Origin of the sequence: Nitrosomonas nitrosa, from assembly GCF_003051105.1 — a bacterium.
Taxonomy (GTDB): Bacteria; Pseudomonadota; Gammaproteobacteria; order Burkholderiales; family Nitrosomonadaceae; genus Nitrosomonas; species Nitrosomonas nitrosa.
Genome location: NZ_QAOO01000031.1, coordinates 21987 through 35614, shown reverse-complemented (window position 1 = coordinate 35614; position 13628 = coordinate 21987). Strand labels below are relative to the sequence as shown.

At 45.0% G+C, this 13628-nt stretch carries 14 protein-coding genes; 8 read left to right on the top strand and 6 right to left on the bottom strand.

The features are described 5' to 3' along the window. The first annotated feature begins 335 nt into the window (after positions 1–335). Both C8R30_RS13685 and C8R30_RS16725 read left to right on the top strand, forming a co-directional pair. Positions 336–992, top strand: coding sequence for a hypothetical protein (locus C8R30_RS13685; protein ID WP_107784175.1), 657 nt, complete (start codon positions 336–338; stop codon positions 990–992). Positions 993–1295: 303 nt separating this feature from the next. Further along, positions 1296–1343 (top strand): hypothetical protein, encoded by a 48-nt coding sequence (locus C8R30_RS16725; protein ID WP_420812414.1) that lies wholly within the window; start codon positions 1296–1298, stop codon positions 1341–1343. Here C8R30_RS16725 and C8R30_RS13680 read toward each other — a convergent pair. The 5 genes from C8R30_RS13680 to xseA all read right to left on the bottom strand — a co-directional run bounded on the left by C8R30_RS13680 (position 1326) and on the right by xseA (position 5644). After that, positions 1326–1640 carry a hypothetical protein gene (locus C8R30_RS13680; protein WP_146156612.1) on the bottom strand — a complete coding sequence of 105 codons (315 nt, stop codon included), beginning with the start codon at positions 1638–1640 and terminating at the stop codon, positions 1326–1328. The two genes, C8R30_RS16725 and C8R30_RS13680, sit on opposite strands and share 18 nt — an antisense overlap. 244 nt (positions 1641–1884) lie before the next feature. After that, positions 1885–2364, bottom strand: a complete 480-nt coding sequence (locus C8R30_RS13675) for a disulfide bond formation protein B (RefSeq protein ID WP_107784173.1) — start codon at positions 2362–2364, stop codon at positions 1885–1887. 246 nt (positions 2365–2610) lie between these two features. Then, complete coding sequence (locus C8R30_RS13670; RefSeq protein ID WP_090666584.1) at positions 2611–3783, bottom strand: THUMP domain-containing class I SAM-dependent RNA methyltransferase; 1173 nt, start codon at positions 3781–3783, stop codon at positions 2611–2613. Positions 3784–3818: 35 nt separating this feature from the next. Further along, positions 3819–4193: a DUF423 domain-containing protein gene (locus C8R30_RS13665; protein WP_090666582.1), complete on the bottom strand. Its 375-nt coding sequence runs from the start codon at positions 4191–4193 to the stop codon at positions 3819–3821. A 107-nt stretch (positions 4194–4300) separates the two neighbouring features. Further along, positions 4301–5644: an exodeoxyribonuclease VII large subunit gene (xseA, locus tag C8R30_RS13660; protein WP_090666580.1), complete on the bottom strand. Its 1344-nt coding sequence runs from the start codon at positions 5642–5644 to the stop codon at positions 4301–4303. Between the two features lie 396 nt (positions 5645–6040). Here xseA and C8R30_RS13655 point away from each other — a divergent pair, with 396 nt between their 5' ends. The 5 genes from C8R30_RS13655 to C8R30_RS13635 all read left to right on the top strand — a co-directional run bounded on the left by C8R30_RS13655 (position 6041) and on the right by C8R30_RS13635 (position 11609). Beyond that, positions 6041–6649, top strand: a complete 609-nt coding sequence (locus C8R30_RS13655; protein WP_090666578.1) for a MotA/TolQ/ExbB proton channel family protein — start codon at positions 6041–6043, stop codon at positions 6647–6649. Positions 6650–6891: 242 nt separating this feature from the next. Beyond that, the gene (gene hpnA, locus C8R30_RS13650) at positions 6892–7908 is read left to right on the top strand and encodes a hopanoid-associated sugar epimerase (RefSeq protein ID WP_107790373.1); all 1017 of its coding nucleotides are present in this window, start codon (positions 6892–6894) and stop codon (positions 7906–7908) included. Between the two features lie 152 nt (positions 7909–8060). Next, positions 8061–8762 carry an MlaA family lipoprotein gene (locus tag C8R30_RS13645; RefSeq protein WP_244887976.1) on the top strand — a complete coding sequence of 234 codons (702 nt, stop codon included), beginning with the start codon at positions 8061–8063 and terminating at the stop codon, positions 8760–8762. A 151-nt stretch (positions 8763–8913) separates the two neighbouring features. Then, the gene (shc, locus tag C8R30_RS13640; RefSeq protein ID WP_107784169.1) at positions 8914–10893 is read left to right on the top strand and encodes a squalene--hopene cyclase; all 1980 of its coding nucleotides are present in this window, start codon (positions 8914–8916) and stop codon (positions 10891–10893) included. Next, on the top strand, positions 10890–11609 hold the full coding sequence (locus C8R30_RS13635; protein WP_107784168.1) for a phosphorylase family protein: 720 nt from the start codon (positions 10890–10892) through the stop codon (positions 11607–11609). Before shc ends, C8R30_RS13635 begins: the two co-directional genes overlap by 4 nt. Positions 11610–11612: 3 nt before the next feature. Here the strand turns inward: C8R30_RS13635 and C8R30_RS13630 are convergent, their stop codons facing one another. Further along, complete coding sequence (locus C8R30_RS13630; RefSeq protein WP_107784167.1) at positions 11613–12803, bottom strand: class I SAM-dependent methyltransferase; 1191 nt, start codon at positions 12801–12803, stop codon at positions 11613–11615. Between the two features lie 84 nt (positions 12804–12887). Here C8R30_RS13630 and C8R30_RS13625 point away from each other — a divergent pair, with 84 nt between their 5' ends. After that, on the top strand, positions 12888–13628 hold the full coding sequence (locus C8R30_RS13625) for a pteridine reductase (RefSeq protein WP_181258754.1): 741 nt from the start codon (positions 12888–12890) through the stop codon (positions 13626–13628).

Here is a 13628-nt window from a genome sequence, read left to right as displayed (position 1 = left end):
GCAATAAAACAACCTCATCCGCAACAAACTGACAAGAATTTTAATAACTATAATCTTTTGAAGTAACCCACCCTATTGCGTGACCAGTGTTTGTAGCTGGTCACGCATTTTTATTTGGTGAACATCTAGCGCTAGCCGCACCCTTTATGTGCACTCATACTTTATGTGCATGTGAGCATGTTTCTCTGTGCATGACCAGAATTTCTCAAAAGTAACTTCCATAACAATCTCAATCTTTGTTACTGGCAAATAAACCTTATTTGTGCAATCATCCTTTCATAAAAAAATCATGTTGGCATCATTGTTTGCGATATTCTGGTTAACAGGGAGGGGGAATGATTAACCGCCGGGCACTTCTAATTTGTAGTTTTATATTTTTCATTCTTGCGGCTAATCCATGGTCCCAAGCAGTGGCATCGAGCTATTTGGGTCAATTTTGTTTAGTGATGACAGTCGATGCTGTGGTGGACGGTCAACCTGCTGAAATCAAAGAAGGCGTACTTCGAATCGGAATGGATAATATGAGGGATAACCATATCACTGTATCTGGAACATTAGAAATTCCTAACGATGCGCGTCCCATTGGTGGTAATGCTGAACTGATTAATAATATTTGGCGAATGAGCCTGTTATCCACTTGGGCTCTAGGTAACGATATTTACCACATGAATTTAATTCCAGAAACGCTAGAAGGCAGCTTCTCACGCATGCGCCAGATTTTTGATCCAGAATTAAATGTGATTACTCCCAGTTATGCAACTGGCAATATTATTGGTTTTTCCTGTCCTGTCATCATCCCTGGTTCAATTTGCGATCATCTCAATATCTCTCCTGGACATCTTCCGCCTCCAGGATTATGCAAAATTTGGAACCCTGAATTACCTGAGGGTCATCAGGGCCCTCCAGGCGCATGTGATGCTTTTATTGGTCATATACCGCTAGGTGCTTGCCTCATCGACCATTATGGTGTCGTACGAGGGATAGGTGGTTAATCCAATTGATAGCATTAACGACTTCTGAAATTGTGTCGATCAGGGGGAAAATTAATGGGTAAAGCGTCGGATTACCAATCTTTATCACCCCTCTACGCATAGCATGTATCAAATAACTGAGTACAGTTGTATTACCTAATATAGTAATTATGCTGATAATTGTGCCTTAATAGCCTGGAAAATTATTTTCATTGTTCTACAGTTCTACAGGTCATTTCCTTATAGATTTTTAGGACTTTGTTGTTACTGTTGAATTGCCTCCAAGACAGTATGATCCAGATTATTATTTTGGTTTAACATCTTGTGATAATTCTGAGGATAGTGCTGTCCAATCTAATTTCTTTTTCTTAATTCACGCTCAAGTTCATCTTGAAGCTTCCGCTCTTCTCGGAACATTTCGTCTTGATGTTTACGTTCCTCCCGGTTTATTTCTTCCCAGTGTTTACGTTCTTCACGTTCCATTTCGTGAAGCTTTTTTCTGTACTCACGCTCCTGTTCATGAGCGTGTTTATGGAATTCACGTTCATTTTCTATCTGATTTTTTTGTGCTTCACGAAGTTGTTCATAAGGTGAGTCTGCTTTGGCTGATGAAATGAAAGCAACCATTATCAAGATGATTATAATTAAAGTATCGCTAGTTTTTGTCAAGATAAAACTCCCATATTTTATAGATAAAACAACGTTATAAATGATGTCACTCCCAATTCACGAACAATTAGAAAAAGAATTAAGCGGCTGACAAGAAGATAGGAAAGTGAATAAACAGCTAAAGTGTATCAGAAGATACAACGCCTCTTAAATTCTAGCGGCAAGTAGGGTTTACCGGCTGCATAGAGCCACGCATGAAGGGAGGGTGCTAGATACTTCGAAGTGAAAGTGTTAAGCGAACTTTTTAAAGTTTGTAACTTTTCATTACTAGATAGCCTACTAAAAGAAACAGTATTAGGAACGCAATCAATGACCAATCCGGAATAGTCAGTGATAAAAATTGCCAACTGACATCTGCGCAATCACCATTAGCTTCAAACATGGCAGGCCACCATTCAGCAATTGGCAGGGCATTCAGAAAAGCCTCTTCGGGGCTGATACCACACTCAAAGGATTCAGGGTATCGTATCAGCCAAGCGTGCCGACCTGCGATGAGCGTACCCAGTAGAGCGAAGATAAGCATGAAACCACCATAAAGCCGATAGCCAATTTTTTTAGGGTTGTGCAGAAAAGCAAGTAATGCGGTCAATCCTACGCCCCAATAAGCCATTCGTTGGGCTACACAGAGGGGGCATGGCAATAGCCCTTTTATCTCTTGCAAATAAAGTGCATAGCCTATCAAACTCGCGCAACTCAGAAAGATCAACAAAAAAATTGTTCGCATGCGTTTAGCTTCTTAGTATAGTTACAGCAATAAGGGAAATCGATTAGAAAGCGGCAAATTTACTTAAGGGTTTCTCTGAAAATCCCTATTTCGTTACGATACATCGTTGTTGATACATCGTTGTTCACAAAAATGTTTCCATACCTATTCATCATAGGCTGCGTCAACATTTATTATTCTCGCCTCGTCTTGTTGTTTAGAATGCTGAATCTTAAGAGGTATCCTTAACTAAATAGCCCTACTTGATTACATCGTATCTTTTGCTTTAGTTTTATCTTTTCGCATACTGCCAGCAACCATTTTATACTCGAAAAGGCGGCATTCCAAAGCGCCATTGAATAGGGGAATACGGCGGGTTGCAGTCAGCCGTATTGACTTGGGCAGCGCTGGATCTGCCGTAAAAATGTAAGCTTTCCAGCCACTGAATTTCTTCTTCAATGTGTCGCCTAATTTTGGATAAAGTTGGGCAAGCTCATGCTGATCTCCGATGCGTTCACCATAAGGTGGATTGGTAACTATAATGCCATTTGGGGCGGGCGCGGTAATTTCCAAAATATTAGCCTGTTTTAGGCTGACAACATTTTCTAAACCCGCAGCAACCAGGTTGTTGTGCGCATGGATAAGGGCGCTACCATATAAATCACTGCCAAAAATCGGCTGGGGGGTGAGCGGCAATTGTTGTGCTTGAGCTATTTGCTGGGTTCTTTTCCATAACGCGGCATCGAATAAACTCAATCTTTCGAATGCAAAAGTACGGCCAGCGCCCGGGGCGATGCAGCAAGCCATTTGCGCTGCTTCCAGTAAAAACGTGCCACTGCCGCACATAGGATCAAGCAGCGGAATGCCTGGCTGCCATCCAGCAAGATACAAAATACCTGCCGCTAGATTTTCTCTGATGGGTGCTTCGCCTGTACTTTTTCTTAATCCACGTTTAAACAATGCTTCACCCGAGGTATCAAGGTAGAGCGTAAACATTTGTGCATCCAGAAAACCATGGATACGGATACCCGGATCCACCGTATCGACATTCGGGCGATAACCACAGGTGCGGCGAAAAGCATCACAAACAGCATCCTTGATTCTTAGGGTAGCAAAATCAAGGCTTCGCAGCGGACTTCTGATTGCAGCCAGATCGACACGAATGGATAAATCCGGCACAAACCATTTTTGCCAGGGTAACGCATGAGTGATGTGGTAAATATCCGCTTCGTTGTGATAGTACTGATGAGCAACCTGCCAGAGGATACGGCTTGCGACGCGGCTTTCCAGATTGGCGCGATAGCAGACAGACCAATCACCTTGGAAAGCAACGCCACCCTGCCGGGGTCGAATGGTCATGGCCCCAAATCGTGCTAACTCGTCTGCGAGCACAGCTTCAAGTCCGCGTGGGCAAGGAGCAAAAAAAAGTTGGGCTGTCATGTCGTCAACTCAGAGCGCTTTCTCGCATCGACTTGCTATTTGCTTGTCCAAGCCGCATAAGCGAATAATATCCAAGAACTCATATAGGATAACCCACCTAACGGTGCAATTTTGCTTAAACCGCGAAACTCGGTCAGACTGATGGCATAAAGTGTACCCGAGAAAAGCACGATCCCGGCAAACATTAGCCAACCCGACAGCTTCAGGGTGCGTGATTGAGGAAGGTGAAACAACACCAGCCCGACCAAAATCATTCCAAGCGCATGGTAGAAATGGTATTGCACCGCGGTTTGAAAGACGACCAGCATTTCGGAAGTAAGTATATGTTTTAAACCATGCGCACCTAAGGCACCGAGTAAAACACATAAAAAAGCATTGATTGATCCAAGTGTGAGAAAAATTCTGGGCATTATCAATTAAGTTCCTTTGAAATCATATGGGTTTGTGAATAAAATGCGGTTTGGTAAACTTGCCAGTCTTGCCAGACTTTATGGCCACCCGTAAAGAGCTATACACGCTATTCTCCTGTTTCGGTTACGCGTGCACGTAACCATCCCTCGGCCAAGCTAATTTGAACATCCTCGTTTGGAAGAATCTGTCTCCAGTTACGCAGGATACGCCCGTCGAGCGTGTAAGCGATACTGTAGCCTCGTGTAAGCACAGATTGTGGGTTGAGATGCACAAGATGGGCACGTTGGTGTTGAAGGGTGTTTTCCAGAATTTCAATACGATGCATGATCGCACGCCGGAGTCGTGATGCCCACTCATATTGCTGCTTGAATAGGGCTGGCAAATCAGGCTGGCTAGCATGTATCCGCTGATTATACTTGTTTAGCTGCCATATGCGTGTTTCAGAACATCTTGCCCAAGCATTTGAAAATCTTTCCTTTAGATGTTGTAGGTGTTTGAATTGATGTGTGATCCGCTCACCCGGATGGAGCAAGCGATGTGAGATTAAATCAATTCGTTGCATCTTGTTCTCAAGGTTACGTTGCAACGACAGTTGCAAACGTTGGTTCAGATGGTTGAGATGCCTAATAATTTCTTCAGCATTAGGTGAGACGATTTGGGCAGCGCCAGTGGGGGTGGGAGCGCGCAGGTCGGCGACAAAATCAGCGATGGTAAAGTCGGTTTCGTGTCCAATGCCCGTTACAATGGGTATCGAACAGGCGTAGATGGCTTGAGCAACAACTTCTTCATTAAATGCCCATAGATCTTCGATCGATCCGCCTCCCCGGCAGAGTATCAGTACATCGCATTCTGCCCGACTCATAGCTAATCGAATCGCATTGGCAATCTTGGCTGCTGCACCATCTCCTTGCACAGGTACCGGATAGATGATAATGGGTAATGAAGGCAGCCTGCGATGCAAGGTGGTTAAAACATCATGTAACGCAGCCGTGTTGGGAGAAGTGATGATACCCACTTGTTTTGGGAATGCAGGCGGTAATTGCTTATGAGCTGGATTGAATAATCCAGCTTGTTCAAGTTTGGCCTTGAGTTGCTCGAATGCTTCATACAGTAAACCCAGTCCAGCACGGCGAATATTTTCGACCGTTAATTGATAATCACCGCGTGCTTCGTATAATGTAACCAGCGCGTGTATTTCTACGCGCATACCTTCCTTGAGCTGCCAATCCAGGTACTGATTTTTGTGTCGAAACATGACACATCGGACTTGTGCGTTGGCATCTTTGAGCGTGAAGTACCAATGACCGGATGGATATTGCTTGAGATTGGAAATTTCACCCGTGACCCAGAGGAGTGGCAGCGCCTGTTCTAAAATGATTTTTACATTATGGTTAAGCTCTGTAACAGTCAGAACAGGTCGAAGATGACTAGGTTGGAAGGAAAAATTCATTTTAATATTCTACATCAGTCCACATTGTTGCTGATTATTATCTAGCAACCAAGATATTTCTATAAAAACAGTGTGATATTATAAGTGATTGATATTAATTATCTTTAAATGAGATCAAGAATTAAGCAGATTAATAAATAACTTTTTAATCAGATGACTTAACCCGACTATTCATTATTTATACACAAACTTATCCACAGAAATTGTGGACAAGAAAAATTGTATGTTTTCTTGCTGAAAATGCGTTGTCACGATACATTACCGCCTAATTTACGCTGAATGGTCGTTATACCCTATTAAAAACCGCGCCGATCAATTGTTAATTTTCGATTGGATGGCCAAAGTATTTGTAATAGCAATGAGAGAGTAGCCACCATTTATTTGGGAGATTAATCCGTGTTGTCAATTATCCAAGCTGCGGGTTGGCCGATATGGCCGATTATTTTTGCATCTATCGTTGCGGTTGCCATCATAGGCGAACGTTTATGGAATCTACGTTCGAGTAAGGTTTGCCCGCGAGATTTGCTTCCTAAAGTGCTGCATGAGCACCGCAGGGGCGGCATCAGTGCAGATATGATGTCGCGATTGCAAGAGCACTCACCCCTCGGGCGTATCCTTGTAGCAGGCTTGAGAAACATCGATAGCTCTCGTGAAATCATGAAGGAATCGATTGAGGAAGCAGGGCGAGAAGTTGCGCATGGGCTTGATCGTTATTTGACCACGCTCGGTACGATTGCTTCTTTGAGTCCACTAATGGGGTTGTTTGGAACCCTGGTTGGGATGATCGAAATCTTCGGATCCAATTCACCTACCGGTAATAATCCAGCACAACTTGCCCATGGCATATCTATAGCACTGTATAATGCTGCATTTGGCATACTTGTGGCAATCCCGAGCATGATTTTTTATCGGCATTTTCGCGCTAAGGTCGATGCTTTGGTGCTAGAAATGGAGTTGCAGGCGCTCAAACTGGTCGAGGTTGTCCATGGTGAGCGAAAAATTTAAAAATAATGGGTTGAGAGTCGAAGCCAAACTCAATTGAATAAAAGTCAATAGCAGTTTTCCCTAGTTTTTTTAGGGGCTTTCATTCGCAACTGTTTTGTTAGATGGGATGGAATTATTAAGATCTTGTCTTTATTCAATGCCATTTATTGATGCCATATATCCTAAGTTTTTTAGGTGCTCTGTTTATTAATTTGCAGAAATCATACTGAGCCAAGTAGTACTGTGTTAAGGAGGTATTTTCATTGAATCGTGGTTGTTCACTCGTTACCGGAGGTGGGGGGTTTATCGGCTTGCATCTAGTAAGGCAATTACTAGAACGCGGTGAAACAGTTAAAGTGCTCGAAACAGCTGATATCTCACTGCCGAGTGAAGTAGAAGTGATTCGAGGATCGGTAAATGATGCGAAAACAGTGCGTCATGCGCTAAAAGGCGTACAACGTTGCTACCATCTGGCAGCTAACCCGGATTTATGGGCGAGAGACAAGCGCGTTTTTCAACAAATAAACTACGAGGGGACATGTACTGTCTTGTCAGAAGCAGTGCGGGCAGATCTAGAAGTTATCGTATATACTTCTACCGAATCCATACTCACGAGTAGGCATCAGAATAACCGTCCAATCGATTCTTCTGTGATAAGAAAATTGAGTGAAATGCCTGGGCCCTATTGCCGCTCGAAATTTCTTGCTGAACAAGCAGCTTTCAAGGCAGCCAGGGATGGATTGCCTGTGGTGATCGTATCTCCAACACTCCCGATAGGGCCAGGCGATCGGAGAATTACCCCCCCGACACAAATGATACTGAATTTTCTGAATCATAAAATACCTGCCTATCTGGATTGTCGATTCAATATGGTTGATGTACGAGATGTGGCGCATGGCCACATTTTGGCTGCCGAGCGAGGTCGACCGGGTGAGCGCTATATTTTGGGAAATGAAAATTTGACCTTGGGCGAATTTTTGCTTCTCATAGAGGAAATAACGGGATTAGCAATGCCAAAATTACGTATCCCCCACTGGATAGCCATGATGGTCGGGGCTTGCTCCGAGTTTGTTGCGGATTATATTACCCACAAACCGCCCAAGGCGCCGCTCACGGGTGTGCGGCTTGCAAAGCGGTCTATGTTTTTTGAGAGCGATAAAGCTATTAACGAGCTTGGCTTTAGACAGAGCCCATTACGCCAGGCTTTGACTGACCAAATTGCTTGGTTGGTAGAAGAAGGCCATGTCATGCGCCCTTTACCGCTCTATCAAAATTCTTGATGCAGCCAATTTATTTACAATTTATCCCTTCACCTTAGTTGAACAAATCACCGATTCTAGATATGAAATATCGTCATTATGTAATGATAGGGTTTTATATTTTGATTCTCTTTTGTGGTGGCTGTGCATCCACCAAAAAGCACGAATATGGGATGGATGAGGGAGATCCTTATGAATCTTTTAATCGAAAATCATATTGGTTTACAGATGTAATCGATCGCAACATTTTGGAGCCTGTGGCGGACGTTTATATCGAGCATGTTCCTCAGGCAATACAGCGTCCTGTCAGTAATTTTTATCGAAATCTCGCTTATCCCAATGTAGCGCTGAATGCTTTTTTACAAGGTAAAATACGGCAAGGTTTCGAGGATACATTACGTTTCGTAATCAATTCGACTATTGGCATATTCGGGCTTGCGGATATGGCTGGCCATATGGGGTTTAAAGAAAATGACGAGGATTTCGGGCAAACACTGGCCGTATGGGGTATTAATAATGGATCCTATATTTTTGTCCCCGTCTATGGGCCAAGCACTCGCCGTGATATCACAGATCTACCAGTCAGCTTCTTTACAGATGCTTTATTTTACGCCAGCTATGCCATTAGTGGGCCGGTATTGGTTCCCATACTTTTTCTTAGAGTCGTAGACAAACGTGCCCGACTTTCAGGCCCCATGAAGATCCGAGATCAATCAGCATTGGATCCCTATTTATTTGTTCGTGAGGCTTATTTACAACAGCGTGAATTTCTGATTTATGATGGCAACCCACCCGCTGATAGCTATAACCATCTTCAGTTGGATGAGTTTGAGGAAGACGAGATCATCGATGTAGATGATGATGCTAAAAAATAAGATCTAGCCAGTTTTTTATCTGAAGTGAATATGCGTCCAGGCTAGTGGCTGATTAAAGCTTTTCAATTCAAACCAAGCATCCAAAATCAATTCATTGTAAAATGTTTATATTACAGTAAGTTGAGTCGAGGCTCTAATACTTATGTCTAGAATGTCACAACAAATCTCTAACTTTATTAATATAAAAAAATCAGCTTTTGTGAATCAATGGTTGAAAACAAGTAGCGCTATTGCGAGCGAAGTAGATAAATCAAAGTTAGATCATTCGATTTCTGACGCACGCAACGCATTGCTTGCTTTGCAGAAGAAAGATGGCCACTGGTGCTTTCCCTTAGAAGCGGATTGCACGATTCCTGCAGAATATATCTTAATGATGCATTTCATGGATGAAGTGGATGTCGTTCTGGAAAATAAATTGGCGCGTTTTATTCGTGACCAGCAGGATATGCGTCATGGAGGGTGGCCGCTTTATTATGGGGGGGCATTCGATCTGAGCTGTAGCGTCAAGTCCTATTACGCATTAAAACTTGTCGGCGATTCACCCGATGCCGCTCACATGGTACGTGCCAGGTCGGCTATTTTGTCGCATGGTGGTGCGGCACGCGCCAATGTCTTTACACGTTTGCTGCTCGCCATGTATCGGCAGATACCGTGGCGTGGTGTTCCATTCGTTCCAGCAGAAATTATATTGTTTCCAAAGTGGTTTCCATTTCATCTCAGGAAAGTGGCCTACTGGTCGCGCACTGTCATGATACCGCTCTCTATACTCTGCTCTTTAAAAGCGAAAGCGGTAAATCCGAGAGATGTTCATATCAGTGAGTTGTTCACAGTACCGCCTGAGAAAGAGCGGAATTATTTTCCGGTTCGGACATCGCTTAATCGTATCCTGTTATACCTTGAACGCATCGGTTCCTGGCTCGAACCGTTGATTCCCTCATTTGTCCGTAAATTAGCGTTACGTCGTGCGGAACAATGGATGGTCGAGCGATTGAATGGAGAATGTGGATTGGGAGCAATCTTTCCCGCCATGGTCAATGCTTATGAAGCGCTTGCCTTATTGGGTTATGACTATGATCATCCTTATCGAAAGCAGTGCCGATTGGCGCTGCAAGGCTTGTTGGTTGATGAAGGGGAGCGAGCCTGGTGTCAACCCTGTACCTCGCCTGTATGGGATACGGTATTGACGTGTCTTGCTTTACAGGAAGACCGTGAAGCGGATCAGCGACCTGTTTTAAAAGCGCTGGATTGGCTCATACCGAATCAAATACTTGATGAGCCGGGTGATTGGCGTGCGGCTCGGCCAGATTTGCCAGGTGGTGGATGGGCTTTTCAGTATGCTAATCCGCATTATCCAGATCTCGATGATACAGCAGCGGCTGCTTGGGCACTCCATCAAGGCGATGCTGACACCTATCGCCATAGCTTGACCCGTGCAGCTAATTGGTTGGCAGGGATGCAATCAACTAATGGCGGGTTTGCTGCATTCGATATCGATAATACACATTATTATCTGAATGAAATTCCTTTTGCTGACCATGGTGCGTTACTTGATCCGCCGTCTAGCGATGTGACAGCGCGTTGCACCGGTTTCCTGGCTATACACGGTGACCAACAGCACCAAGAAGCGATTAAACGCGGGCTGGACTATTTGTTTAACGAACAAGAAGCCAATGGCGCGTGGTTTGGTCGTTGGGGGAGCAATTATATCTATGGCACATGGTCGGTGCTTGAAGCCATGCGGTTAGTGAATATCGATAAAAATCACATGGCTATTCGCCGTGCGGTTCACTGGCTTAAATCCGTTCAACGTGACGACGGTGGCTGGGGTGAGACCAATGATTCCTACTTCGATCCACAGCGCGCAGGGCAATTCGAGGTGAGTACTTCATTCCAGACGGCCTGGGCTTTGCTTGGATTGATGGCAGCTGGTGAGGCCGAAAGTCCGGCGGTGGAAAGAGGAATTAATTATCTCTTAAAAACTCAATGCACCAATGGATTGTGGGCTGAGCCTTGGTTCACCGCGCCTGGATTTCCGCGCGTATTCTATTTGAAGTATCATGGTTATTCGAAATACTTCCCGGTATGGGCGTTGATACGCTACCGCGCATTGTCGGAAAGAAAAGCGGCATGAGCCTCGTAGGTATTGTTACGGCATTGCGCGCTGAGGCCAAATGCATTACGCCACGCCGTTTGCCTTTTAATGAGATGGTTCGCTTAAGAGAGGGAACGGCAATTTGGGTGTGCGGCATGGGGAGCGATGCGGCACGCCAAGCTGCAGTTGGGCTGCGTGACCAGGGGGTATCGGCGCTCGTGAGTTTCGGCGTGGCAGGCGCATTGGATGAGACACTACGGCCAGGCGATCTTGTTTTGCCAGAACGTATTCATGGCGAGTATCTGCATCCGGTGTCCATGGAATGGCGGGCTCGAATCATGCATCATTTACCTCAGCATGTGAGGGTTACCGGTGGGACATTGGCGACCAGCTATCGGGTTTTGACATCAGAAATCGAGAAGAGAGCATTTTCTGAGCAATTTGGCGCATGTGCGGTCGATATGGAAAGCGGTGCTATTGCTGAGATCGCGGCCAATGCTGGCATTCCCTTTGTGGCTATACGCGCCATCACGGATCCTGTTGAATTTTCACCGCCTCCCACTTTGTTAGGCGCGGTACATCCTGATGGCAGTGTGAATGCAATCCATCTGCTGTCACTGGTGTTACGTCGTTCCATTACAATCACTACCCTGATGCGGCTTGCACCCAGCATGCGCGCTGCATGCGCAACTTTATTATCTGTGGTTAAACACGCAGATACTGAATTGGGTGGGGCATTCTCTCATCAATATTGATTTTTATATTGATAGTGACCGGCTTTTGTCGCCTCGGCTAAAGCCGATTAGAGTTGGGCTGACATGTTTACCAAAAGCGATCACTTTGAATAGCTCGCCCATTTCAGCCGGACTGATCAGTCTTTGTAATTGATTAGCCAGCGGCAAGTATTTTTGGGGCAGATCGACAGGAGTGCGAGATAAGATGTCGGTTATGCCACAGTTGATCAGAAAATGGGCTTGATTCGTGTAGCCAAGCAACTGCAGACCCTCATCTAACGCAACTTGAGTAATCGCGCTAAAATCGACATGACTGGTGATATCCTGTAGACCAGGCAGGTAAAACGGATCATCGTGGACATGGTGACGATAATGACACATTAACGTGCCTTGTTCCCGTTGGGGGTGATAATATTCAGCTTGCCCGAAGCCATAATCGATCAGTAATATGACACCCTGCCGTAAGATCTGAGCTAAGCTACGGATGAAATGGCGATTGGCCAGACTGATTTCGCTGGTATAGCGTACGTCATTCTGATCAGATTCTATTATAAGTGGCGTGAGCTTCTCAGCTATGTCAAACAACTCACCTGCAATCAAGGGACGATCCTGCCATATAAAAGCCTGTTGATTCGTGGCCACGCCGCGCTCAAAAAGACCAAGATTATTCCATGTCACTATATGGACCGGCATTGCATCAAGCACCTCATTCGCCAGTATGATGCCACCAAATTCTTCTGGAAGGCGAGTTAGCCAATGAATCAATGGAGTAAGGTGGGGTATTGTTTTCTCGAACAACGCTTGTTGTTTCTGCTGTAAATCAGCGCTGATCTCCAAAATAAAATACCTTCTGGGTAAACAGCCCAATTGTTCCAGTTCGAGCAAGAGATCCAGCGCTAGTTTGCCAGAGCCTGCTCCAAATTCTAGAATTTCATGATGGCTTATGAGTGCGAACACTTGCGCGACTTGTTGTGCAATCGTTTTACCAAATAAAGCAGAAATTTCCGGCGCAGTGACGAAATCTCCGGCCTGACCGAATTTAGCCGATCCAGCGGCGTAATACCCCATCCCAGGCAAATACAACACTGCCTCCATGAAATCAGCAAAAGAAATCCAGCCACCTGCATTTTTAATTTTTGCATGAATTATTTTTTCTAATGCAAGGCTATGTTGAAGCGCAATTTGACTTGGGCTGGGGAGGGTAGGGGTAGACATGAGTAAATGATGGCGCAGATTATGGTAGATTGTACTAAATAACAGGTAAGTGTAGCGTATGTTAAAAGGAAATAGCGGATGACTGTGAAAAATAAGGTGATTCTGGTTACTGGCGGTGCTAAGCGCGTAGGCGCAGCGATATGCTGTAAACTGCATGCCCAGGGTGCAAATTTAATGGTGCATTACCGATCTTCGCAAAAAGAGGCACAAATATTACGCCATGCGCTTGAGCAAATCCGGCCTGATTCGGTTGATTTGATTCAAGCAGATTTGCTAGATATCGCTTGCTTACCCGATTTGGTTGAAGAAACCATACGGCGCTTCGGCAAGCTGGATGTACTGGTAAATAACGCATCTAGTTTTTTCCCTACGCCAATGGGCCAGCTGACTGAGCAGGATTGGATAGACCTGATCGGCAGCAACCTTAAGGCACCTTTGTTTTTATCGCAAGCCGTGGCGCCGTACCTTGAAATGCGACAGGGTTGTATCGTCAATATCGTCGATATCCACGTTGAACAACCTTTGAAGAACTATGTGATTTACAATGCGGCCAAGGGCGGACTCGCCGCCCTGACTCGCTCGCTTGCTTTGGAACTCGCGCCTCATATCCGCGTCAATGGCGTTTCCCCTGGTCCTATATTATGGCCGGAGCACGAGGAATGGCTGGATAAGTCGTTACGTAAGGAGATTATTGATCGTACACTGCTGAAACGTATGGGCGAGCCTGATGATATCGCGAAAGCTGTCAGCTTTCTTATTTCGGATGCGCCTTATGTGACGGGGCAGATCATAGCAGTGGATGGCGGCCGCAGTATTAATCTGTAG

Excerpts from the sequence above, each read along its gene's own strand:
- C8R30_RS13630 (WP_107784167.1), bottom strand. The coding sequence starts at position 12,803 with ATGTCTACCCCTACCCTCCCCAGCCCAAGTCAAATTGCGCTTCAACAT.
- C8R30_RS13685 (WP_107784175.1), top strand. The coding sequence starts at position 336 with ATGATTAACCGCCGGGCACTTCTAATTTGTAGTTTTATATTTTTCATT.
- C8R30_RS13635 (WP_107784168.1), top strand. The coding sequence starts at position 10,890 with ATGAGCCTCGTAGGTATTGTTACGGCATTGCGCGCTGAGGCCAAATGC.
- C8R30_RS13670 (WP_090666584.1), bottom strand. The coding sequence starts at position 3,783 with ATGACAGCCCAACTTTTTTTTGCTCCTTGCCCACGCGGACTTGAAGCT.
- shc (WP_107784169.1), top strand. The coding sequence starts at position 8,914 with ATGTCACAACAAATCTCTAACTTTATTAATATAAAAAAATCAGCTTTT.
- C8R30_RS13665 (WP_090666582.1), bottom strand. The coding sequence starts at position 4,193 with ATGCCCAGAATTTTTCTCACACTTGGATCAATCAATGCTTTTTTATGT.
- C8R30_RS13675 (WP_107784173.1), bottom strand. The coding sequence starts at position 2,364 with ATGCGAACAATTTTTTTGTTGATCTTTCTGAGTTGCGCGAGTTTGATA.
- xseA (WP_090666580.1), bottom strand. The coding sequence starts at position 5,644 with ATGAATTTTTCCTTCCAACCTAGTCATCTTCGACCTGTTCTGACTGTT.
- C8R30_RS13645 (WP_244887976.1), top strand. The coding sequence starts at position 8,061 with ATGGATGAGGGAGATCCTTATGAATCTTTTAATCGAAAATCATATTGG.